At 69.0% G+C, this 21788-nt stretch carries 19 protein-coding genes; 8 read left to right on the top strand and 11 right to left on the bottom strand.

The annotated features are described in order from the left end of the window. Positions 1-41: 41 nt before the first annotated feature. The gene (locus AC4BG9_RS02750; protein WP_490569546.1) at positions 42-827 is read right to left on the bottom strand and encodes a GNAT family N-acetyltransferase; all 786 of its coding nucleotides are present in this window, start codon (positions 825-827) and stop codon (positions 42-44) included. Positions 828-928: 101 nt separating this feature from the next. Then, positions 929-1675 (bottom strand): AAA family ATPase, encoded by a 747-nt coding sequence (locus AC4BG9_RS02745; protein ID WP_490569545.1) that lies wholly within the window; start codon positions 1673-1675, stop codon positions 929-931. Positions 1676-1903: 228 nt separating this feature from the next. Here AC4BG9_RS02745 and AC4BG9_RS02740 point away from each other — a divergent pair, with 228 nt between their 5' ends. Beyond that, positions 1904-2293, top strand: a complete 390-nt coding sequence (locus AC4BG9_RS02740; RefSeq protein WP_490569544.1) for a LysM peptidoglycan-binding domain-containing protein — start codon at positions 1904-1906, stop codon at positions 2291-2293. A gap of 198 nt (positions 2294-2491) precedes the next feature. Here AC4BG9_RS02740 and AC4BG9_RS02735 read toward each other — a convergent pair whose 3' ends face one another. Continuing rightward, positions 2492-2935 carry a hypothetical protein gene (locus AC4BG9_RS02735; RefSeq protein ID WP_490569543.1) on the bottom strand — a complete coding sequence of 148 codons (444 nt, stop codon included), beginning with the start codon at positions 2933-2935 and terminating at the stop codon, positions 2492-2494. Positions 2936-3320: 385 nt separating this feature from the next. Between AC4BG9_RS02735 and nrdR the strand changes: the two genes are divergently transcribed. The 4 genes from nrdR (at position 3321) to AC4BG9_RS02715 (ending at position 8310) form a co-directional block, all read left to right on the top strand. After that, a complete protein-coding gene (gene nrdR, locus AC4BG9_RS02730) occupies positions 3321-3791 on the top strand; it encodes a transcriptional regulator NrdR (protein ID WP_490569542.1) in 471 nt (156 codons plus the stop codon). 108 nt (positions 3792-3899) lie between these two features. Beyond that, a complete protein-coding gene (locus tag AC4BG9_RS02725) occupies positions 3900-6755 on the top strand; it encodes a vitamin B12-dependent ribonucleotide reductase (RefSeq protein WP_490569541.1) in 2856 nt (951 codons plus the stop codon). 176 nt (positions 6756-6931) lie between these two features. Then, positions 6932-7675, top strand: coding sequence for a restriction system modified-DNA reader domain-containing protein (locus tag AC4BG9_RS02720; protein WP_490569540.1), 744 nt, complete (start codon positions 6932-6934; stop codon positions 7673-7675). A 149-nt stretch (positions 7676-7824) separates the two neighbouring features. Then, a complete protein-coding gene (locus AC4BG9_RS02715; protein ID WP_490569539.1) occupies positions 7825-8310 on the top strand; it encodes a hypothetical protein in 486 nt (161 codons plus the stop codon). A 44-nt stretch (positions 8311-8354) separates the two neighbouring features. Here AC4BG9_RS02715 and AC4BG9_RS02710 read toward each other — a convergent pair whose 3' ends face one another. The 4 genes from AC4BG9_RS02710 to AC4BG9_RS02695 form a co-directional block, all read right to left on the bottom strand. Further along, on the bottom strand, positions 8355-8753 hold the full coding sequence (locus AC4BG9_RS02710; protein WP_490569538.1) for a VOC family protein: 399 nt from the start codon (positions 8751-8753) through the stop codon (positions 8355-8357). A gap of 47 nt (positions 8754-8800) precedes the next feature. Continuing rightward, entirely contained in the window at positions 8801-9589 is a 789-nt protein-coding gene (locus tag AC4BG9_RS02705) for an NPCBM/NEW2 domain-containing protein (protein ID WP_490569537.1), read from the bottom strand. A 30-nt stretch (positions 9590-9619) separates the two neighbouring features. Further along, on the bottom strand, positions 9620-12709 hold the full coding sequence (locus AC4BG9_RS02700) for a DEAD/DEAH box helicase (RefSeq protein ID WP_490569536.1): 3090 nt from the start codon (positions 12707-12709) through the stop codon (positions 9620-9622). Between the two features lie 111 nt (positions 12710-12820). Next, positions 12821-14386: an APC family permease gene (locus AC4BG9_RS02695; RefSeq protein WP_490569535.1), complete on the bottom strand. Its 1566-nt coding sequence runs from the start codon at positions 14384-14386 to the stop codon at positions 12821-12823. A gap of 163 nt (positions 14387-14549) precedes the next feature. On the opposite strand from AC4BG9_RS02695, the gene AC4BG9_RS02690 reads away from it, so the two are divergent. Both AC4BG9_RS02690 and AC4BG9_RS02685 read left to right on the top strand, forming a co-directional pair. Further along, positions 14550-14834, top strand: a complete 285-nt coding sequence (locus AC4BG9_RS02690) for a hypothetical protein (RefSeq protein WP_490569534.1) — start codon at positions 14550-14552, stop codon at positions 14832-14834. 28 nt (positions 14835-14862) lie between these two features. Continuing rightward, entirely contained in the window at positions 14863-15399 is a 537-nt protein-coding gene (locus AC4BG9_RS02685) for a hypothetical protein (protein WP_490569533.1), read from the top strand. Here the strand turns inward: AC4BG9_RS02685 and AC4BG9_RS02680 are convergent. Beyond that, positions 15396-16964 carry an FAD-dependent oxidoreductase gene (locus AC4BG9_RS02680; RefSeq protein ID WP_490569532.1) on the bottom strand — a complete coding sequence of 523 codons (1569 nt, stop codon included), beginning with the start codon at positions 16962-16964 and terminating at the stop codon, positions 15396-15398. The genes AC4BG9_RS02685 and AC4BG9_RS02680 overlap by 4 nt on opposite strands. A gap of 68 nt (positions 16965-17032) precedes the next feature. Here AC4BG9_RS02680 and AC4BG9_RS02675 point away from each other — a divergent pair, with 68 nt between their 5' ends. Continuing rightward, positions 17033-18820, top strand: a complete 1788-nt coding sequence (locus AC4BG9_RS02675) for an acyl-CoA dehydrogenase (protein WP_490569531.1) — start codon at positions 17033-17035, stop codon at positions 18818-18820. Between the two features lie 5 nt (positions 18821-18825). Here AC4BG9_RS02675 and AC4BG9_RS02670 read toward each other — a convergent pair whose 3' ends face one another. From AC4BG9_RS02670 to AC4BG9_RS02660, 3 genes are read right to left on the bottom strand one after another with little or no spacing between them, the layout of a single operon-like run. Then, positions 18826-19746, bottom strand: coding sequence for a contact-dependent growth inhibition system immunity protein (locus AC4BG9_RS02670; protein ID WP_490569530.1), 921 nt, complete (start codon positions 19744-19746; stop codon positions 18826-18828). 19 nt (positions 19747-19765) lie between these two features. Then, complete coding sequence (locus AC4BG9_RS02665; protein WP_490569529.1) at positions 19766-21169, bottom strand: RNase A-like domain-containing protein; 1404 nt, start codon at positions 21167-21169, stop codon at positions 19766-19768. After that, positions 21166-21765, bottom strand: a complete 600-nt coding sequence (locus AC4BG9_RS02660; protein WP_490569528.1) for a contact-dependent growth inhibition system immunity protein — start codon at positions 21763-21765, stop codon at positions 21166-21168. The genes AC4BG9_RS02665 and AC4BG9_RS02660 overlap by 4 nt, the downstream gene beginning before the upstream one ends. Positions 21766-21788: the final 23 nt, after the last annotated feature.

The following is a 21788-nucleotide window of genomic DNA, read 5'->3' as shown; positions in this document are numbered from 1 at the left end:
CGGAGTTCAAACAGGTGTTCGAACGGGCGTGTCGCTCAGGGTCAGGGGCTGCAGACCCAGCTGACCACGTTGAACCCGGTACGGAAGCCCAGGTCCACCAGGGCCTGGTAGGTCTCCTCGGCGGCGATCACCGTGGCGGTGCCGGCGCCGGTCTCCCGGGCCCGGTTCATCATGGTGCCGGCCAGGGCTCGCTCGAGGCCGCGCCCGTGGGCCTGGGGGAGCGTGACGATGTTGCCCAGCATCACGCTGTTCCCGCGGCGGTGGGAGGTCCCGGCGCCCTGGGGGTCGCCGGTGAAGGAGCTGCGCGCGATGAAGAACTGGTGGTCGGCCGGGTCCATCGTGTCCAGGAAGTCCATGTGGGTGCCCCCGGCGTGCGCCGGGAGGCCGAGCCCGGCGAAGATCGTGGCCGCGACGGGCTCGGTGTGGTCGGGCCACACGACGTCGATGTAGACGTCGTCGGGGGCCTCGGGGTCGATCGGCCGGTCCAGGTTGACGTGCATCGCCGCCGCCTCGGTCGCCACCAGGCCGGCCTGGGCCAGAGCGGCCTCCAGTGCCGGGGTGGTGGTCTCGGGGGTGGTCATCCACTGGAAGGGGAGCCCTCGGTCAAGGAAGGGCGCCAGGAGCTCGGGGATGCGCCCGGCGACGTCGGCCGAGGCGATCCGGGCGTTGGCGATCACGTTGCACACCTCGAGCGGGAGGTGGGACCAGTAGACCGTGGCGTCCGGCTCTTCGACGGTCTTGAAGGCCGGGGACTGCGCCATGGTGACGACCAGGGCCTCGAGATCGGCCTCGATGGTCTCCATGGGAGTGGTCAGGAGATCGCGCATGCAGCCACGCTATTCGCGCGGGAATCACACCCGCATGCCTGAAACTGATGACATCACTGTGCTTTGTGGCGGATGGCGACCGGGCGCGGCGTTGGTGGTCCTCAGTCGAGGACGTGCCTCAGGTACTGCATCGGCGCGTCCAGGTAGCGCCGCCAGTGGCTCACCAGCTCCAGCTCGTCCCACGTCGTCTCCCGGATCCCCCACGGCCCCACCTCGAGGAGCCGGGCGCCGGGCAGGGCCGCCACCAGGGGAGAGTGGGTGGCGCACAGCACCTGCGCTCCGCGGCCGGCCAGCTCGTGCAGCGTCGCCACCAGGGCGATCTGGGCGCTGAACGACAGCGCCGCCTCCGGCTCGTCGAGGCAGTAGAGCCCGGGGGAGTCGAACCGGGAGCGCAGCAGGGCCAGGAACGACTCGCCGTGGCTCATCTCGTGGTAGCGCGGGTCCTGACCGGTGGCGAACCCCTCCTGCCGGGTGAAGTAGCCGTGCATCGTCTCGGCGCGCAGGAAGAACCCCCAGCGCGGGGCTCCCGGGGACTTCTCCAGGTCGAGCCACTGATGCAGCGGTGACTCGGTGGCACGCGTCCCCTCCTGCACGTTGCGGGTGCCCCCCTCGGCCGCGAGGCCGAACGCCATCGCCACCGCCTCCACCAGGGTCGACTTGCCGGACCCGTTCTCCCCGACGAGCAGCGTGACGCCCTCGGCCATCTCGAGTCCCTCGCGCAGCACCTGGGCGACCGCCGGGACGGAGGCGGGCCAGACTGCCTCGGGCGAGCCGGCGTCCGGCGCGGCGGCGTTGGCGACCACCCGTCGTACGACGCGTCGCTCACGTGTCCAGTCCTGCCTGCGCACGTGGCGAGGGTATCCGCCCGGTCGGCGGGGCGACACGCCGTCGAACAATTGTTCGGCCAGGTCCTTGATTCGTTCGAACACCTGATCTAACGTCGCACATGTGTTCGATCGAACGTGTGATCGAGACGGATCGCCCCAGTGCTTCGTCAGGACTGTCGGTGGTCGCAGTTAGACATCAGTTCGACAGCAACACCCACAGGCTGACCGCCACTTCCCCAGGAGGTCCCGATGAGCACGATGACTCTCACCCCCACCCGCCAGCTCGCCCCCGTCCGTGAGCTGCGGCCTGCTGCGCCCCGTGCGGAGGTTCGACCGGAGCGGGGCGGCGTCCGCCTGACCCGGCGCGGCCGTGTCGTCGTCTTCGTCGCCGCTCTCCTCTTCGTGCTCGTCGCGGGAGTCTTCCTGGGCGGCGGCTCTGTCGCCACGCAGGAGTCGGGCACGCCGGCGCCCACCGAGATCGTGATGGTCGAGGACGGCGACACCCTGTGGGGCATCGCCGCCGCGATCGCCGAAGACGGTGACGTGCGCGCCGTGATGGGGGAGATCGAGCGGCTCAACGCCCTCGACTCCGGAATGGTCACGATCGGCCAGAAGCTCCGCGTCCCGCTCGCTGAGTGACGAAGCCGCTGGCCTCACCCCTCCAGCCTCCACCGGTCGCTTCGACCCCGGCCGGTGGATACAACTGAATAGTTTCCGCCGGTCGCCTCGACCCCGGCCGGCGGATGGGGAAGACAAGAGGCGGGGCCCTGCCGGGCCCCGCCTCTCCCTGTGTCCAAGGGCGGGCATCGTCGTGGGGCCCGCCGTCGGTCGGGCAGGTCAGCGGCGAGAGATCCGGCGACCGCCCGGAGGCCGAGCTGCCCGGGCCGGGGGAGCGGGCGCCGGGTCCGACGTGGGCTCGGCCGGCCCCGGGAGGTCCTCCGGCTCGGAGCGGTGGGCGGCAGCTTCTCTGGCCAGCCCGAGCGCCGCGCTCAGACGGGAGGCGAGCATCAGCCCCACGAAGAGGCAGGCCATGGCGCCCAGCGAGGCGAGCGCCAGCATCAGCCAGCCGCCGGAGCTGCCGGAGCGTCCGGCGATGCCGAAGTCGATGGCGGCGTAGACGAGGTAGCCCCAGGCGATCACGCAGAGGGTGATCCCGGCGGCGAGCCCCAGGATTGCTGGGTCGAAGGGCGGCGCGGAGCGCGCGGGCCGGGCGGCGCGGGCCGGGCGGCTCGCGCGGGCAGGAGCCGCCCGCCTCGCGCCTGCTCTCTTCCCCGTCGCCACGGCCTCATTGTGTCAGGCCGGTCCAGTCCCGCGGCCCGGGGATCGGGGCCGCGACACGCCGCGGTCCAGACCGATCCGGACCCCGGCAGGGGCCCTGACCTGCGACTTTGCCGGTGCCCGAGGGCGTCCTGCGAAACCGGGCGCCGACTTCGCCGGTTCAGGTTGCGCAGGTGGTGCCGGGGACGTACGGTTACCACTACATCTAGTAGTTACACCGTTGTGGTTTTCCACATGTAGTTAACAGTCGCCGGGCTCCCACCCACAGGCGAAGCCGATTCATCCACAGGAAATAGCCGCTCATCCACAGGTGTTAGACCTGTAAGGGCGGTGTCGTCGCGGTGCCCGGAAGGGCTCCTCTCGTCGACCCGAACGGAAGGAGACCCCCATGCACTGTCCGCACTGCCGGCACACCGACACGCGGGTCCTCGACTCCCGGGTCTCCGACGACGGCGGCCAGATCCGCCGCCGGCGTACCTGCCAGGCCTGCGGCAAGCGGTTCAGCACCGTCGAGCAGATGCAGCTGCTGGTGCTCAAGCGCTCCGGCGCCACCGAGCCGTTCGCCCGGGAGAAGGCCATCCACGGGGTCCGCAAGGCCTGCAAGGGCCGGCCGGTGACCGAGGACCAGCTGGCCTGCCTCGGCCAGGCGGTCGAGGACACCCTGCGCAGCGAGGGGGTCGCCGAGGTGCCGGCCCACGAGGTCGGCCTCGCCATCCTCAGCCCGCTGCGCGAGCTCGACGAGGTCGCCTACCTGCGCTTCGCCTCCGTCTACCGCGCGTTCGAGAGCGCGGCCGACTTCGAGGCGGAGATCGCCATGCTGCGCGCCGAGCGCGCGGCGCTGCCCGTCCCGACGGGCTAGCCCACGATCCGCCCGGCACGTAGTGGGGAAGCTGCGTGCCGGGCGCTCAACACAGAGCAAGAACCAGATGACAGACCGACGCAACGAAGCCAGGACTGAGGAGAACCCATGACGAAGACGGTGAACAAGGGGGGCCTGAAGATGCAGCGCATCTTCAGCACCGAAGGCACCCACCCCTACGACGCGATCAACTGGGAGCGCCGCGACGTCGTCCAGACCAACTGGAAGACCGGCGAGGCCGTCTTCGAGCAGCGCGGCGTCGAGTTCCCCGACTTCTGGAGCGTCAACGCCTCCACGATCGTCACCACCAAGTACTTCCGTGGCGCCGTGGGCACCGACGCGCGCGAGTGGAGCCTCAAGCAGCTCATCGACCGCGTGGTGAAGACCTACACCAAGGCCGGCATCGACCACGGCTACTTCGCGACCCCCGCGGACGCCGAGATCTTCGAGCACGAGCTCACCTGGCTGCTGGTCAACCAGTACTTCTCGTTCAACTCCCCGGTCTGGTTCAACGTCGGCACCTCTTCCCCGCAGCAGGTGTCGGCCTGCTTCATCCTCAGCGTCGACGACTCCATGGACTCGATCCTCAACTGGTACAAGGAAGAGGGGTTCATCTTCAAGGGCGGTTCTGGCGCCGGCCTCAACCTCTCCCGCATCCGCTCGTCGAAGGAGCTGCTGAGCAGCGGCGGCACGGCCTCGGGCCCGGTCTCCTTCATGCGCGGTGCCGACGCCTCCGCGGGCACCATCAAGTCGGGCGGCGCCACGCGCCGGGCCGCCAAGATGGTCGTCCTCGACGTCGACCACCCCGACATCGTCGAGTTCGTCGAGACCAAGGCGCGCGAGGAGGACAAGATCCGCGCGCTGCGCGACGCCGGGTTCGACATGGACCTGGGCGGCAAGGACATCACCTCCGTGCAGTACCAGAACGCCAACAACTCGGTGCGCGTCAGCGACGAGTTCATGCGGGCGGTCGAGGACGGCCGTGAGTTCGGCCTGCGGGCCCGCGACACCGGCGAGGTCATCGAGACCGTCGACGCGCGTGAGCTCTTCGCCAAGATCAGCAAGGCCGCCTGGGAGTGCGCCGACCCGGGCCTGCAGTACGACGACACCATCAACGACTGGCACACCAACCCCGAGACCGGCCGGATCACCGCGTCCAACCCGTGCTCGGAGTACATGTCGCTCGACAACTCCTCGTGCAACCTGGCGTCGCTCAACCTGCTGAAGTTCCTCAAGGACGACGACACCTTCGACGCCGACCTCTTCGCCAAGGCGGTCGAGTTCATCATCACCGCGATGGACATCTCGATCTGCTTCGCCGACTTCCCGACCGAGTCGATCGGCCAGACCACCGTCGACTACCGCCAGCTCGGCATCGGCTACGCCAACCTCGGCGCGCTGCTGATGGCGATGGGCCTGGGCTACGACTCCGAGGGTGGCCGCTCGATGGCCGCCGCGATCACCAGCCTGATGACCGGGACGTCGTACAAGCGCTCCGCCGAGCTCGCCTCCGTGGTGGGCCCGTACGCCGGCTACGCCCGCAACGCCGAGGCCCACAAGCGGGTCATGCGCAAGCACCAGTCGGCCAACGACCAGGTGCGGGTGCTGCACACCGAGGACAGCCGGGTGCTCAAGCTGGCCACGAGCGCGTGGGCCGAGGTGATCAAGCTGGGCGAGAAGAACGGCTTCCGCAACGCACAGGCCTCCGTGCTCGCACCCACCGGCACCATCGGCTTCATGATGGACTGCGACACCACGGGCATCGAGCCCGACTTCTCCCTGGTGAAGTTCAAGAAGCTCGTCGGCGGCGGCTCGATGCAGATCGTCAACCAGACGGTGCCGCGGTCGCTGAAGAAGCTGGGCTACCAGCCCGAGCAGATCGAGGCGATCGTCGCCTACATCGCCGAGCACGGTCACGTCATCGACGCGCCGGGTCTCAAGCAGGAGCACTACGAGGTCTACGACACCGCGATGGGTGCGCGCGCGCTGGCCCCGATGGGTCACGTGCGGATGATGGCGGCGTGCCAGCCGTTCCTTTCCGGTGCGATCTCCAAGACGGTCAACCTGCCGGAGAACGCCACGGTCGAGGAGATCTCCGACATCTACCTGCAGTCCTGGAAGCTGGGGCTCAAGGCGACGGCGGTCTACCGCGACAACTGCAAGGTCGGCCAGCCGCTGGCCAGCGGCAAGGGCGAGAACAAGGGCCAGGACTCCAACAAGGCCGCGGCCGCCGCCGTCGAGCCGACCGTGGTGGAGAAGGTCGTCTACGCCCCCACCCGCAAGCGCCTGCCGAAGTCGCGGGTCTCGCGGACCACGTCGTTCACCGTCGGTGGCGCCGAGGGCTACATGACTTCTGGTGCCCACGACGACGGCGAGCTCGGCGAGGTCTTCCTCAAGCTCGGCAAGCAGGGCTCGACCCTGGCCGGCGTGATGGACGCCTTCTCGATCGCGGTCTCGATCGGCCTGCAGTACGGCGTCCCGCTGGAGACCTACGTCTCGAAGTTCACCAACCTGCGCTTCGAGCCCGCCGGTCTCACCGACGACCCGGACGTCCGGATGGCGCAGTCGATCATGGACTACATCTTCCGCCGCCTGGCGCTGGACTACATGTCCTTCGACGAGCGGTCGATGCTCGGCATCTACTCCGCCGAGGAGCGGCAGCGCCACCTCGAGACCGGCTCCTACGAGCCGCTCGTCGAGATCAGCGAGGCCGAGTCCCTGAAGACCGACACCGCGTCCTTCGACCTCGAGGAGGTCGAGACCAAGGACACCCACGGTGCCGAGGCCCGCGAGGTGCCGGCCAAGCCCACCACGGGTGAGGCGCACACCTCCGCCGAGCTCTTCGAGAAGCTCACCGGAACCGCGGTCGACAGCCCGCTGTGCATGACCTGCGGGACGAAGATGCGTCCGGCCGGCTCGTGCTACGTGTGCGAGGGGTGTGGGAGCACCTCGGGTTGCAGCTGATCTGACCTGCATAGGACGACAGTCCGATGCTGAGCGAACGACAAGTGCTGCGACAAGTGCTGAGTTCGTGATCAGCCACTGAACGACAACGACTGAGCCCCCGAAGGAATCCTTCGGGGGCTCAGGCGTTCTTGCTTGGTGCTTTCGACCAACACGCGGCGCTACGCATCGCGGTCGTGGAGCGCAACCACGCCATGCGCGTCGACGCATACGAGTGGGACAAGCCGGGCGTCTACATCCTTCTCGACCCGCCGCAAGCCGACGGCTCGTGGGGCTGCTACGTCGGGAAGGCACCGGCTGGCCTGCGGAGCAGGCTCACCGCGCACGTGCGAGGCAAAGACCACTGGCGGCGTGCCCTGCTGGTGCAACGCGACACGACACATGGGTTCAACTCCGCACAGGTCGCCCTGCTCGATGCCGCCGAAGACGCCCGCCCCTCCAACGGGAACCGCCCCTCGGATGAGACCCTGCCCGCGTTCGAACGCGCCTCGCTCCAGAACGCGATCACCCCAATCGCCCGCGTCCTCAGACTGTTGGGCTACGACACCGCCACCGCTGACGACTCGGGCACCATCACCACGACCACCCGTGCCACCCGGACCAGCCGCTTCGTGGGCATCACCCTCAAGCAAATCATCACAGCAGGCTTCCTCCCCACCACCCCCACGACAGTGACGTCCACCAACTCGGCGTGGCCAGCCAGCGGCACCCTCAACACCGACGGCACTATCCCCTACCAAGGCGCCACCTACCCCACGCCCTCGGCAGCAGCCGCCGCCGTGAAGGGCGGCGCAGTGAACGGCTGGGACTTCTGGGCCACCGAAGACGCAAGCGGCAAAACCACCCTCGCCACATGGCGTGCTCGCTTCGTTGACGCCAAGACAGCGCCGAGTGCCTCACCGCCGCCAACGGTCGCTTGAGACTGTCAGCGAAGCAGGCACCTGTCGTCGACTGCTGTTGAATTGTTGACAGGCTCCCTCCGATGGTCGTCCTATAGAAAGTCAAATGACGGGGCGATAGAGGGCGTGCAGTCATTATCCCCCACGCGAATCATGAAGGGCAGTGCGACATGAATGTCGAAACCAAGAGGTCTCAGTGCGTTACGGGATTCGTCGTACTTTCTGCGCTCATCGCCGTTAGTGGTGGTTTGCTCGCGGACCTGCTGTTCCCGCAGAAGCACATGATGGCTCCCGGCGGCCGTACTAACCACGGGCTGGAGGTTGCGTTTAATAGCAGTGCCATCTTCTACGCGTCGGTGTTTGTGGTCAGCCTTCCCCTTGGCCTGCTCACCTTCGGATCTCGCACCACCGCCGTCATCCATGAGTCGGCGGTCGCCGTCGCAGGCATCCTTGCCGCGCTGGTCATCGGTTTACACCTGTACAGTGAGATGGAGTGGAGTCGCGAGTCCATGGTGGGGGGGATCCTCACCCGGCCGAGTCCGGAGCACTACGCCACCATCCTTGTCGCCGGACTAGTTGCTTGGGTTCTGCTGCTCGTCCCGCTGGCTCGGCGAGTGGGTCACCGGTGGCGGAGCGGCCAAGAGGACGCGGTCTGATCCGACCTGTCGTCTGATACGTCATCCTACTGTCGTCTACGGGATCAGTGAGGTTGCAGAAACTCCAGCCGGTTGCCGTTGTTGTCCTCGGTATAGAACCTCCGCATACCGGGGAAGGCGTCATCCCACGTCAAGGGCCACTGGTGCGCGCTGAGCCGCTGCGCCAGCGCGTCCAGATCGGAGACGAGCAGTCCCGGGTGCGCCTTCTTCTGCGGCCTGAAGTCCGCCTCCACACCGAGGTGGATCTCCAGTGAGTCGGCGCGGACCCATAGTCCGCCGCGTGCGGCGAGCGTCGCGGGCTTCTGAACCTCGGTCAGACCGAGTACTCCGACGTAGAACGCACGGCACGCGTCCTCACCGCTGGGCGGCAGAGCCAACTGAACGTGATGCAGCCCGAAGTTGAACTCCGTGGTCTTGGCCGGATCTTCATAGGGCTGAATCACGTGGGCGCTCCTGGTGTCTTGATGTCAAGAGTCTGACATGAAGGTCGCTACATGCCCGTGCACAGAAGCTCAGGGTCGCCAACGAGCGGATATGCATTCAGCTCGGGCGCAGAGGTGTTGGTCGCGGAGAGTGACATTCGGTAGGGAAGGTTCAGTGCGACCTCGAACGGATATGCGGCGCCGGGAGTGAGGATGGGCGAAGTCCAAAGCGTCTGCTCATCGGCCGAGAGTGACACGGTGCCGGTGGTCCCATCCGCAGAAGTGTCAGCGAGGCCAGCGAGACCCCGGAACGTCTTACAGTTGCGTCCAGGGGTGTAGCGCCCCTCCCAAGAGCGGGAAGTTGACCAGACGAAGCCTCCCCAAGCGGCGTAGCGACGCCCGGCGATAGAGCCTTCTCCCGTCCCGGTTCCGGTGGTCTGCTGGTACGGCGTGAACTCACGAAGCGGGATCCACCGCCACACCTTGATCGCCACCGGCTTGGATGCCTTGCTGCCGCCTGCCTTGGTCTCGATGCGCACGCGGAACCTCTTGGTGTTCTCGTGCTGGGCGGTGATCTTGAAGACAAGCTTCTTGCGCCCGCGGACTGCCATGGCCTTCACCGGCTCCCACGTGGACAGAGTCGAGTAGATCGACTTCTCGAAACTCTCAAGAGTCGCCTTGCGGACGTTCTTGGCAGCCGGAATGCGTGCACGGATCTCCAGCACGTCGCCCTCCACCACTTCGGCCGTTTGGCGAGGAGTCGTGATGACTGGTTTCGCGGACGCGGCTTGCGCCACGCCAGCGGGCATGACCAGCGCCAGCGTGCAAAGAATGACGGGCGAGAGACGTCGGAACACGGGACCTCCTAGAAATGGCAGAAGCAGTGACTACTGAGCGACCGCGGACGCGTGGTTGAAGAAGTCCGTCGGCATCTGGGTTCGGAGTCGCCAGGTGATGGCGATCGGCCGATCGCCGGTGTGGCTGACGTACGTAGCCGGCCCCAAGAACAGGTAGGGCGCGGTCCCGAACTCGTCCTTGGGCTCCTGGCGGGCGAACAGCAGCACCGTGCTGCACCCGCTGAGGTAGCGCTGACCAGTCTTCGAGTGCACCGACGTCGTGGACTGTGACTCCCAGTGGAACAGGTCTCGGGAGATCGGGTAGTCGGCGTACATGGTGGTGGGGGAGTAGTCGGCTTCAGACTTCTTCAGGGTGATGAAGAACGCGTCCACGTTGAGGTCGGGGAGGTAGAGCACGCCCTCGCGGAAGCTGTTGGGCAGACGAGGAAAGTCGAGCGCCGCGAGAATCTCTTCGCGCTGGTAGCGGGCATGAATCTGCAGCGGAACGCCGCTCAACGACTCGTCGAGCGGGACGGGTACGTGCCGAGCCGCTTGGAAACTCAGGTTCACGACGGTGGAGATCTCGGCGCGCGTCGCCACCTCCCGACGGACCGCGTCGAATCCGTCCGTGACGCTCTCGTAGCCACCCCCGTCCGACCACAGGGAGTAATAGAGCATGCGGGCGAGGCGCTGCTCCACGGGCGACAGATCGTCGTACTTGGCGGAGTCCCCCTCGAGGAAGCCGCTGTAGAACGACGCACGGACCGGGTCGTCGACGTGCGCGAACGCGCGCACGCGTTTGAGCAACCTTTGCTCAAGATCCGATCCGGGCAGGGTGGGGAGCCCGGCATCCTTCCGAAGCTTGGTCCAGGAGTGACTGCCACGGCGCAGGACGTCGCTGAGCTCAAGTCCCGATCCGGCCAGGAAGGAGTCAAGCGTCTTGTCCTGGCGATGACGAAGCTGAGCAACGATCTGGGTCCAGCGATTCCCCAACTGGGACTTGAGGTTTTCCAGCACCACCTGCTGGGTCTGCCGGTCCAGACGAACCTGGCATCCGGACGGGAGGAAGGGGAAGTCCTCTTGGACAGCCCTTTCCAGCTGTTTGCCGTGAAGTCCGGTCAGGGCGGCGAACCTGCTGCCGAAGTCGAACTCCTTGCGGTGATAGCCCACGAAATCCAGCACGGTGAGCACGGCTTTGGTGTGCGTGCGCCGTAGGCCGCGTCCGAGCTGCTGCATGAAGATCGTGGCGCTCTGCGTGGGGCGGAGGAACAGCACCGTGTCGACCTCAGGGATGTCGAGCCCCTCATTGAAGACGTCCACGGTGAAGAGGACGTTGACACGAGCATCCTGCAGATCGCGCAGTGACTGGGCCCGCTGGTCCTGCGGGGTCGCGCCCGTCACTGACTGGGCGGGAATGCCCGCATCATTGAAGACCCGGGTCATGTAGTCGGCGTGCGCCACGCTGACACAGAAGCCGAGTGCCCTCATGCGTGCGACGTCGGCGACCTTGTCCCGTACGGCCGCCAGGATGATGCGTGAACGCACGTCATTGCCCGTGAAGACGTTGTCCAGTTGCGTGTCGTCGTAGCGACCACGCGCCCAGGTCACGGCCCGAAGGTCGGTGCCATCGGCCACGGCGAAGTAGTGGAAGGGACACAGGAGATCGGCTCCTAGGGCGTCCCACAGCCTGAGTTCCGCGGCGGTGCGGCCCTCGAAGAAGCCACGCACGTCCAACCCATCCGCCCGTTCGGGGGTCGCGGTGAGGCCCAGGAGCTCTCGCGGCTGAAGGTGTTCCAAGAGCCGCCGATAGGTGCGAGCTTCTGCGTGATGGAACTCGTCGATGACCACGATGTCGTACGCGTCGGCAGGGATGTTCGCGATGCCGTACGACGTCAGCGACTGGACGCTGGCGAACACGTGCTTCCAGCGCTCCGGTCGCTGACCACCCACATAGAGCTCTCCGAAGTCGCCGTCGCCCAGCACCTCGCGGTAGGTGCGCATGGACTGCTTGAGAATCTCCTGGCGATGAGCCACGAACAGCAGGCTTGGTTGTGATCCTGCGGCTCGAGCCAGGTTGCGGTAGTCCAGGGCCGCGATCACCGTCTTGCCCGTTCCGGTGGCGGCGACTACGAGGTTGCGATGGCGGTCGTGCAGCACACGCTCGACCTCGATCGCGTCCAACATCTCTTGCTGGTAGGCGTAAGGACGGACGTCGAGCCCGGCCAGCGTGATCGTGACGCGGTCAGAGGCTTTGACTCCCTTGGCCTCAAGGAGGGCGTCGTCCAACCGGTCTGCGTCCCGCTCCGGGTCGTAGGGCTCGAACTCGGGACTGTTCCAATATGAGTCGAAGGTGGCTCGGAACTTGTCCAGGAGACTGGGCGTGGCAGCCGCGCTGAGCCGCACGTTCCACTCGACGCCCTCGAGCATCGCCGAGGTGGTCAGGTTGGACGACCCGACGTACGCCGTGTCGTAGCCCGTGGCTCGACCGAACATCCACGCCTTGGCGTGCAGGCGGGTGCGCTTGGCGTCGTACTGGATCTTCACCTGCGCCCCGAAGTCCCGGACCAAGCGGTCCAAGGCGCGTCGCTCGGTGCCACCGATGTACGTGGTCGTCACCACTCGAATGGGGACCCCGGCCTGACGAGCGTGCTCGAGCTCTTGCTCGATGAGTCGCAGCCCGTGCCACATGACGAAGGCGCAGAGGAGATCGATCGAGTCCGCTGAGGTGATCTCGGCGCGCAGTTCCGAGGCGAGGCTGGGCTCCCCTTGGGCATTGGTCAGGAGCGCGGCGTCGTTGAGCGGAGTCTTGGGGCGCAGCGAGGGCCGCACGGGTGACCCAGGGCCTGGCTGAGGAAGGACGGCGTGCAACTCCTGCACTGGCGACAGCACGGCGTCGGCGCTGGTGTCTTGGATAGACCTGAGGATGGAGTTCGCGGTCGCGAGGCGGGCTACCGGGTCTTTCACTGACGCCAAGCGCGCGTGCAGTGCTGAGGCCAGGTGCCGGGTCAGGACGTGCGGCTGGTCCGCGTCATCGACCCTGCCTAGATCGATCTGGCGAGGGTCGCCGACGAGCCGCCCATCGAGCTGCTCAGTCCACAAGGACTCGTAGAGTCCGGACGGGAAATCGCTCTCCTGGGCCACGGCTGGGAGCTTGCCAGGAGTTCCACGCGTGGGTGGGAAAAGCGCAGATTCGTCGGAGTCGTCAGGGGGATGAGGTCGGCCCCATCGCGACGACCCGAGCCTGACCCCGTCCTACGCCGGCTGCCGGACCTCCGGCACCGCGGCGACCGCGGCGGCGGCCTCGGAGGCCGTCAGCGCCGCCCGCACCCCCCACTCGAACATCAGCAGGGAGAACGCGGTGACCGCCACCATGTCGACGCCGTTGGGGAGCCACTCCCGGCCGCCGCCGAACCTGCCGGCGAAGGTCAGCAGGAGCAGCCCGGCGTAGTAGGGGCCGAGCCACACGAGCGAGCGCAGCGAGAGCGCCCGTGCCAGCTCCGGGTTGCGAAGCAGACGCCCGGCCAGCACCACCATGCCGACGCCGATCGGGAGGGTCAGCTTGATCATCGTCTCCCAGCCGGTCCAGTAGACGATCAGGCCGACCACCACGAAGGCGAACCGCGCCACCACCGCCAGGGCGGGGAGCCGGAACGGCCGCGTCCGATCGGGCACCTGCCGGCGCAGCGCGACCACCGTGATCGGTCCCAGGCACATCGACAGCACGATCGCGCCCGAGTTGAAGGAGAGCAGCTCCGACCAGCCGTCCCGGAAGGCCAGGAGCAGGGCCAGCCCGACCACCAGGTTGAGGACCATCGCCCGCAGCGGGACACCGTGCCGCGAGAAGACGGCCACAGCGCGTGGGAAGAGCCCGTTCTCCGCGACCGCCACGGTGAGACGCCCGCTGGAGGCGGTGGAGACCAGGCCCGCGCCGAACGGCCCCAGCACGGCGTCGGCCACGACCAGCTTGGCCAGCAGCGCCATGCCGAGCCCCGAGAGGATGGCGGCCAGCGGACCGTTGGCCCCGCCCTGGTCGAGCCCCGCCCACCCCCGGTCGAGGTCGGCGGGGTCGACCGCCCCGATGAAGCCGAGCTGCAGCACCGTGAAGAGCACGACGCAGATCATGATCCCGCCGACGAGCGCGACCGGGATGGCCCGCTGCGGTCGCCGTGCCTCCCCGGCGAGGTCGAGCGCGTGCCGGAAGCCGAGGAAGGCGAAGACCACCCCGCCGGTGGTGATCGCGCTGAGCACCCCGGTCATCCCCTCGGGAGCGAATCCCTTCTCCTGGATCGGGGCGGAGGAGAAGCGGGTCAGCAGTGCGACGGCGACGACGAGCGGGATGAGGAGCTTGACCCAGGTCACCAGGGTGTTGATCCGGGCGAAGAGGGCGACCCCGAAGGCGTTGAACGCCGTGAAGACCACGAGGACGACCGTCGCGGCCACGATCCCTCCCACGCTGAGAGCGCTCTGCCCGTTGGCGGAGGCCTCGGCGACGAAGAGCCAGTCGAACGCCGGCTCGTTGCTCGCGTACTCCAGCATCGCCTGGGTCTCGATCGGCGCCGCCGTCACGTAGCCCACCCACGCCACCCAGCCGATCGCGATCCCGACCCCCTGACCGTGGCTGAAGGTGGGCAGCAGCCCGAGGCCGCCGACGACCGGCAGCATGGCGGAGACCTCGGCATAGACCAGAGCCACCGCGATCAGCATGATCCCCGCGATGGGCCAGGCGAGGATCGCGGCGGGGCCGGCCTGCTGCGCGGCGAAGAGGGGGGCGAACAGCACTCCGGAGCCGACGACGCCGCCGATTGCGACGAAGGTCAACCCGAGAGTTCCAACCGAGCGATTGGGAGCTTGTGGCTCGTCCATCACGTTTCACGGTAGCCCGGCCCGGGCGACCAGGACAGGCTCTGGGAGGCCGGCGTAGCCAATCGGCCTCCCCGTCGTTGCACAGGGTGTGACGGTCTAGCCCAGTGGGAGATGGCGGATGAGCGAGCTGACGCAGTTGCTGCAGGAGATCAACGACGGACGGGTGGACGTCGAGGAGGCGGCCCCGAGGATCGCCTGCCTCGTGTCGAGCCTCCCCGACGACCAGCCCTCCGAGAGGGATCGGCTCAGCCGGTTCGAGATCATCCAGCTGAAGATGGAGGGGGCGCTCGACGGACCCTCCGAGAGCTTCATCGAGGTGGAGGTCGCCCACGTCGTCGGCGAGCTGACCGACGAGCAGTACGACGTGATCAAGACGGCCGTCGTCCACCTGGCGCTGCGATGAGCGCCAGCCATACGTCAGACTGACGCCCATGTCGTCGTCCCAGCCTGTTGCCGCCAGCAGCTTCGCCCAGACCGTCCGCATCCTGACCGGGGCCCTCGTCGGCGCCCCGGTCCTGATCGGGCTGGTGCTCGCCTTCGTCGGGAGCAGCGACGCGGAGTCGGGCGACAGCTGGCTCACCGGCACCCCGGACCCGGTCTTCGCCGGGATCCTCCTGGTCGCCGGGGTGGCGCTCTTCGCACTCATCCCGTCGATGGGCTACAACCTGCCGCCGCTCGCCCCCGGCACCGAGGCGGGTCAGGCCCGCAAGGCGGCGCAAGGGCGCTACCAGGCCGGCATGATCCTGCGGTTCGCGCTGGCCGAGGCACCGGTGCTGCTCGGGATCGTCTTCGCCTTCCTCGACTCCTCCTACCTGCTCTACCTGCTCGGCGCGGTCATCGGCCTGACCCTGATGTTCCTCCACGTGCTGCCGACACGGCGGGTGGTCGAGCGCTCCGCCGAGGTGCTGGAGGCCAACGGGGTCGACTCGGGCCTGCGCCAGGAGTTCGGCTACGACCACCGGCTCTAGAGCCGCCGCGCCCGCAGCACCGAGTCCCGCACCCTCACCTCCTCGCCCGTCTGCGGGTGGGCCTGGGTGCGGTCGCGCGCCTCGCACACCTCCACCTGCCAATCGCCCTCGTCGAGGGCGGGCAGCAGCGACTCGGGCGTGAAGAGGAACGAGCGGTGCCCGTGCCGGACGCCGGTCGCGTGGTCGTCGGGGTGGTGGCCGACGACGAGCAGGGTGCCTCCCGGCGCGACGGCCGAGCCGAGCCGCCGGGTCACCGCCACCATCCCGCCGTCCGGGAGGTGCATGAACTGCGAGCTGACCAGGTCCCACCGCTCCTCGCCGGGCTCCCAGGTCCGGACGTCGACCTGCCGGGTCTCGACCCGCTCGCCGACGCCGGCCCCGTCGGCGTGCTCGGCCGTCTTCGCCAGCGCCGCCTCGGCGAAGTCGACCGCGGTGACCGCCCAGCCGTGCTGGGCCAGCCAGATCGCGTCACCGCCCTCGCCGCAGCCCACGTCGAGCGCCCGGCCCGGTGTCAGCGACACGGCCTCCGCGGCGAGCTGGGGGTTGACCCGTCCGCTCCACACCCGCTCCCCGGAGTAGCGCTCCTCCCACGCCGGGCGCTCGAACCGCTGCGCCCGCGCCTCCGCGACCGCTCGGTCGGCGTCGGCGGCCGCCAGGTCGGCGTTGATGGAGGCGCCCACCCGGTTGCCGTGGGCGGCCGAGGCCATCAGGGTCATGCTGATGTCCGTGGCGTTCCCCGCGGCGTACACGCCCGGCACCGCGGTGGCGCCGAGGGCGTCGACCCGCAGCACCGAGCCCATCACCACCCCGCCCATCTCGAACGGCTCGGGCGCCAGAGGCAGGGGGCCCCGGAAGTCGACGCGGACGTGGGGCTCGGAGGCCACCACGACGGCGTCCCGCTCGAGCACCGACCCGTCGGCCAACCGGAGACCGAGCAGCCGGTCGCCTTCGACCACGACCTCGCGCGGGGTGCCGGAGAGCAGGCGTACGCCGACGGCCTCCAGCCGCTCCACGTCCGCGTCCGGCAGCTCCACGCCGTCCGCGACGACGACCACGACGTCGTCGGAGAGCTGGCGGAAGAGCAGTGCCTGGTGGGCAGCCACCGCGCTCGTCGCCAGCACGGCGATCGCCCGGTCGCGCACCTCCCAGCCGTGGCAGTAGGGGCAGTGCAGCACGTCGGTGCCCCACCGGTCGGCCAGCCCGGGCACCTCGGGCAGCTCGTCGAGGACGCCGCCGGTCACCAGGACCCGGCGGGCACTGACCTGCCGGCCGCTCGCCGTGGTGACGGTGAAGTCGTCGGCCGAGCCCACGACCTCGCTCACCCGGTCGGTGACGACCGCCACGCCGTACGCCGCCACCTCGGCCCGCCCGGACTCCAGCAGGTCGAGCGGCGCGACGCCCTCGCGGCCCAGGTAGTTGTGCGCGTGCGCCGACGGCGCGTTGCGCGGTTCGCCCGCGTCGACCACCAGCACCCGGCGCCGCGAGCGCCCCAGCGCCATGGCGCCACTCAGGCCGGCGGCCCCACCACCGACGACCACCACGTCATAGCTCGACTTCTCGCTCATGCCTCCAGCATCGCCCCCACCCGCAAGACTTTGCGCCCCCTGCTGACCACGGCGGGTAGCCTGCGGCGATGAGCCAGATCATGTCCCGCGCCGACCTCGAGTTCCTGCTGTTCGACTGGCTCGGCACGGAGCGGCTCTTCGAGCGGGCGCGGTACGCCGACCACTCGCGCGACACCGTCGAGGACCTGCTCCGGCTGGCTGAGCAGATCGCCACAGAGTCGTTCGCCCCGCACAACCGCAAGGCCGACCTGGAGGAGCCCCGCTTCGACGGGGAGAAGGTCGAGCTGGTGCCCGAGGTGGAGCCCGCGCTTCGCGCCTTTGCCGACGCCGGCTTTCTGGCCGCGCCGCTGGGGGAGTCCGTCGGCGGGCTCCAGCTGCCCACCTCGGTCTTCAACGCCGCGATGGCGTGGTTCCACGCCGCCAACGTCGGCACCACCGGCTACGCCCTGCTCACCATGGCCAACGCCAACCTGCTCACCGTGCACGGCACGCCCGAGCAGGTCGAGCGCTACGTGCAGCCGATGATCGAGGGCCGATTCTTCGGCACGATGGCGCTCTCCGAGCCGCACGCCGGGTCCAACCTCGCCGACATCACCACCCGGGCCGAGCCCCAGGACGACGGCAGCTACCGGCTCTTCGGCCGCAAGATGTGGATCTCCGGCGGCGACCACGAGATGGGCGACAACATCGTCCACCTGGTGCTGGCGCGCACCCCCGGCGCCCCGGCCGGCACCAAGGGCGTCTCGCTCTTCCTGGTGCCCAAGCACTTGGTCGCCGAGGACGGCTCGATCGGTGAGCGCAACGACGTCGTGCTCGCCGGGATCAACCACAAGATGGGCTTCCGCGGCACCGTCAACACTGCGCCCGTGCTCGGCGACGGCGCCTACACACCCGGGGGTCGTCCGGGAGCGGTCGGCTACCTGGTGGGCGAGCTCAACCGGGGCCTCCCCGCGATGTTCACCATGATGAACGAGGCCCGGATCGGCGTCGGGCTGGGCGCCACCGCACTCGGCTACACCGGCTACCTCAAGTCGCTGGCCTACGCGCGGGACCGGCTGCAGGGCCGACCCGCCGGCGCCTCGCCCGAGACCGCGCAGGTGCCGCTGGTCGACCACCCCGACGTGCGCCGGATGCTGCTGGCGCAGAAGTCGTACGTCGAGGGCGCGCTGGCGCTCAACCTCTACTGCGCGCGGCTGGCCGACGACATCGCCTCGCTCGAGGACGCCGGCGAGGTGAGCGCCGCGGAGAAGCTGCTCGGCGTCCTCACCCCGATCGCGAAGAGCTGGCCCTCCCAGTGGTGCCTGACCGCCAACGACCTGGCGATCCAGGTGCTCGGCGGGGCCGGCTACACCCGCGACTTCGACGTGGAGCAGCACTACCGCGACAACCGGCTCAACCCGATCCACGAGGGCACCCACGGCATCCAGGCCCAGGACCTGCTGGGCCGCAAGGTCCTGCTCGACGGCGGCGCCGGCCTCGGGCTGCTGGCGGACCGGATCCGGACGACGATCAGCCGGGCCGCCCAGGTCGAGACCGCGCAGTTCTACGCCGACCAGCTCGGCGGCGTGCTCGACCGCCTGCTCGAGGTGACCGCCCAGGTCGCCGGCCGCGGGACGCCCGCGGAGATCCTGGCGGACGCCACCGCCTACCTCGAGGCGACCGGGCACGTGGTCGTCGCCTGGCTCTGGCTGGAGCAGCTCCTGGTCGCCGAGGGCCGGGCGGGCGCCTTCCACGACGGCAAGCGGGCGGCCACGGCCTACTTCTTCGGCCGCGAGCTGCCCAAGGTGGGCCCGATGCTGGACCTGCTGGCGGCAGGCGACCGGACGACGCTGGACCTGGACCCGGCCTGCCTCTGATCGCTCTACGAGTCGCCGATGTTCCCCTGAGTGCGGGCCGAGCGTGCTTCGTGGATGCGGGAAGCGAGGTCGTCCAGCCAGGCGTGCCAGGTCTCGTCGCGGACGAGGCTGAACTGGAGGCCGAACTCGTCGAGCAGCGCCTCGAGCTCCTGCTCGGAGAGAGGCCGGAGTCGCTCGATCTCCTCGAGGAGGGCGTCGGCATAGGGGCCGGGGCCGGTGGCGAAGGCGGCGATGACCTCCGGGTACTCCTGACGGGCGTCCCAGCGGTCGAAGAAGTAGGCGTCGCACAGGTGTCGGAGGCCGGGCAGGTCCGTGCGTCCGCGCCGGGGGAACTCCGGAAACGAGGTCTCCACTCGGAACCCCTCGGGCTGTTCAGCATCCTGGCTGAGGATCACTCGTACGACGTGCTGGTCGCTCATTCCCAGCCGATAGTTGCCGACGCTCCCGACTGGCATCGGGAAAGTCCCCTCGATGACAAGTCGCTCCTCGTCGGTCTCGAGCCACCGTTCAATCTGGTCCTGGTGCGCGCGGACAACGGCCTCCGTGAGGCGCTGTCCCGTCTCCTCGTCCCGAAAGCGCGTCGTGTACCGCCCGGTGCGCCAGTCGGTGAAAGGCGGGGGGAGGAGTGAGTCGTCGGGTCCGAGGCGGGCGCGCCGGGCGGTCTCACTCAGCCATTCTCGGTATCCACCGGAGAACTCGGACCCTGTGTAGTTCAGGCCCTCCGCGTCGAGGAAAGCGTCCAGTTGGACATCGTCCATCTCGTTCAGCAGTAGATCGATCTCCTCGGGCAGTCTCCTCGCCAGACTCCCGGAACCGCGCAGGAAGTCGTCGAGGAGCAGCCACACGTCGTTCTTGTAGAGGAGGTCCCAGTCCTCATGGAAGTAAGCGCCCATCAAGTGATCCAAAGCAGGGAAGCGCTTGTTCATCGGGAGCAGTCGCTTTCGGTCATATGTGTGGGAAGGACGTGAGGAGTCGGAAGCCCTCGTCCATCTTTGCGTCTCTTATCAGGACGATGCGCACCTTCGTCGCCTCGTGGACCATGCCATCGCGGCCCAGGATGCGCCCGACCGAGGCATGAGCCGGATGCTCGAGCGTCAGCTTGGTGACGTCGTGAGGGCCCGCCAGCCATCGCTGGACCACATCGCTCTGTGACTCGATCCCATCGGCGATGACGCGTTCGGCGGTGTCTTGGTCGACATAGGTTGAAGAGTGCTTCAGCTTGCTGTTGGCGAAACGCCCACGTAGGAACCCGTCGGACTTTCCTACGTGCCGCTCGAGGGTGTGCCCCGGGCCCTCATGAGTTCTCAGCCAGCCCGGCTGCCGCAGGGAGGGGAACCGCCAGCTCCCGGGGACGCGACCCGCACCGCCACCCAGCGACCCCCGCTCGTCCCGCAGCCGCGCCCGCGCCCGCACGAACTTCGAGAGCTGCCCTTGTGAGTGGGCCAGCCCCTGACCGGCGGCGCGCACCCCGCTGGCGGAGGTGCCGGCGTACGCCGCGAGGGCGAGCGCGAGGGCATGCAGCTTCGGCGCCTTGGCGGCGATCTTGGCCGAGACCACTCCGGCCCCGCCGAGGGCGGCAACCCCGCCGCTGAGCAGGGCGAGCGCGCCGGAGACCACCGCGCCCTCCACCAGCATGGCGATGATCTCGTCGAGCACCGCGTGCATCGCCTGGTGCGCCGCCTCGACCCGGTCGGCGTACTCCTCGCACGACTGGGCCAGCGCGGTGAGATCGGCCTGCACGTCGGCGACCAGGCCACGGATCTCCGCGAGGGCGTCCAGAGCGAGCGGCACCTCGGGGGAGACCTCGTTCTGGAGTCGATCCGCGGCCACCGCGCAGGAGTCGGGCAGGTCGGCCACGATCCGCGCCGCGTAGCGCCAGGCGGCACCGGCCCGACGCAGTGCGGCGATGTCCGCCGAGGGCCAGGCGAAGCCCTCGACCCGGTCGACGATCCAGCCCTTCACGTCGCCGGGGGGAGCGGGGGTGCCGCCGGCTGCGCTCGGCAGCGGGCCGGGGGTGAAGCTGCTCAGCGTCGGCGCGGCTCTGCGCGGCACGTCGGACCGGCCGGCGCTGGCCTCCTCGGCGGCCGCGTGGTTGGTCTCGGAGGCGGCCAGCAGGAGGGCCAGGCTCCCGAAGGTGTCGGTCAGGTCGGCCAGGGTGGCGAGCGCCTGGGGCGCTGCCTGGTCGTAGGCCTGCGCGAAGTCGTGGCTGGTCGCGTCGTCGCCCGCCATGCCGCCGCAGCCATCCAGCCGCTGCGCCAGGATCCCGGCGGCGACGGCGAGGACCTCGTTGCCGGTGGCGAGCTCCTCGGCGGCGCTGGAGTAGCCCTCGCCGAGGAACGCGATCCTCATGGGGTGGACTGCGAGGTGGCGTGCTCCACCCGCCGCGCGAGGTCCTCGACCCAGCCGTGCCAGGTCTCCCCGGCAGCGAGGGTGAACTGGCAGCCGAGCTCCTCCAAGAGCCGGTCGAGCTCGCTCTCGGTGAGCGGCCGCACCCGGTCGAGCTCCTCGAGGAGGGGGCGGGCGAACTCGGGGGAGTCGCGCAGGAACGCCGCCAGGGCCACGGGATAGGTCCCGAAGTCGTGGTCCCAGTCCTGGTGGAAGTAGACGCCCGTGAGGTGCCGCAGGACGGGGAGGTCGGTGTGGGGCTCCAGGCCCGGCTCCGGATAGGCGGTGTGGACCCGGAAGCCGTCGGGCATCCGCGCGTCGCGAGCCAGGACGACGCGGACGCCCGTGACCTCGACGACGCCCCGGGGGCTGCCCAACCGGCCCGTCGGCACGCCGAAGCTGTCCTCGACCATCAGCCACGGGCGACCCGAGTCGAGCCAGTCGAAGACCTCGGGGGCGTGGCCGTTGATGACCTCGCCCACGAAGGTCTCGGCGGCGTGCTCGTCGGGGAAGGACGAGGCGGTGCGGGGCGGACGGCTGGCGCTGGTGAAGGGTTCCATGGTCAGGAGCATGGCGAAGACGG

It is taken from the genome of Nocardioides sp. Z40_12, from assembly GCF_058215795.1.
Note: the sequence above shows the minus strand (reverse complement) of the source record. Positions and strands in the feature narration are given on the sequence as shown.

What these genes read in the sequence shown, in the direction of transcription:
- AC4BG9_RS02750 (WP_490569546.1), bottom strand. Translation starts at nt 827, where the DNA reads ATGCGCGATCTCCTGACCACTCCCATGGAGACCATCGAGGCCGATCTC.
- AC4BG9_RS02740 (WP_490569544.1), top strand. Translation starts at nt 1,904, where the DNA reads ATGAGCACGATGACTCTCACCCCCACCCGCCAGCTCGCCCCCGTCCGT.
- nrdR (WP_490569542.1), top strand. Translation starts at nt 3,321, where the DNA reads ATGCACTGTCCGCACTGCCGGCACACCGACACGCGGGTCCTCGACTCC.
- AC4BG9_RS02725 (WP_490569541.1), top strand. Translation starts at nt 3,900, where the DNA reads ATGACGAAGACGGTGAACAAGGGGGGCCTGAAGATGCAGCGCATCTTC.
- AC4BG9_RS02715 (WP_490569539.1), top strand. Translation starts at nt 7,825, where the DNA reads ATGAATGTCGAAACCAAGAGGTCTCAGTGCGTTACGGGATTCGTCGTA.
- AC4BG9_RS02690 (WP_490569534.1), top strand. Translation starts at nt 14,550, where the DNA reads ATGAGCGAGCTGACGCAGTTGCTGCAGGAGATCAACGACGGACGGGTG.
- AC4BG9_RS02685 (WP_490569533.1), top strand. Translation starts at nt 14,863, where the DNA reads ATGTCGTCGTCCCAGCCTGTTGCCGCCAGCAGCTTCGCCCAGACCGTC.
- AC4BG9_RS02680 (WP_490569532.1), bottom strand. Translation starts at nt 16,964, where the DNA reads ATGAGCGAGAAGTCGAGCTATGACGTGGTGGTCGTCGGTGGTGGGGCC.
- AC4BG9_RS02675 (WP_490569531.1), top strand. Translation starts at nt 17,033, where the DNA reads ATGAGCCAGATCATGTCCCGCGCCGACCTCGAGTTCCTGCTGTTCGAC.
- AC4BG9_RS02670 (WP_490569530.1), bottom strand. Translation starts at nt 19,746, where the DNA reads ATGAACAAGCGCTTCCCTGCTTTGGATCACTTGATGGGCGCTTACTTC.
- AC4BG9_RS02665 (WP_490569529.1), bottom strand. Translation starts at nt 21,169, where the DNA reads ATGAGGATCGCGTTCCTCGGCGAGGGCTACTCCAGCGCCGCCGAGGAG.
- AC4BG9_RS02660 (WP_490569528.1), bottom strand. Translation starts at nt 21,765, where the DNA reads ATGGAACCCTTCACCAGCGCCAGCCGTCCGCCCCGCACCGCCTCGTCC.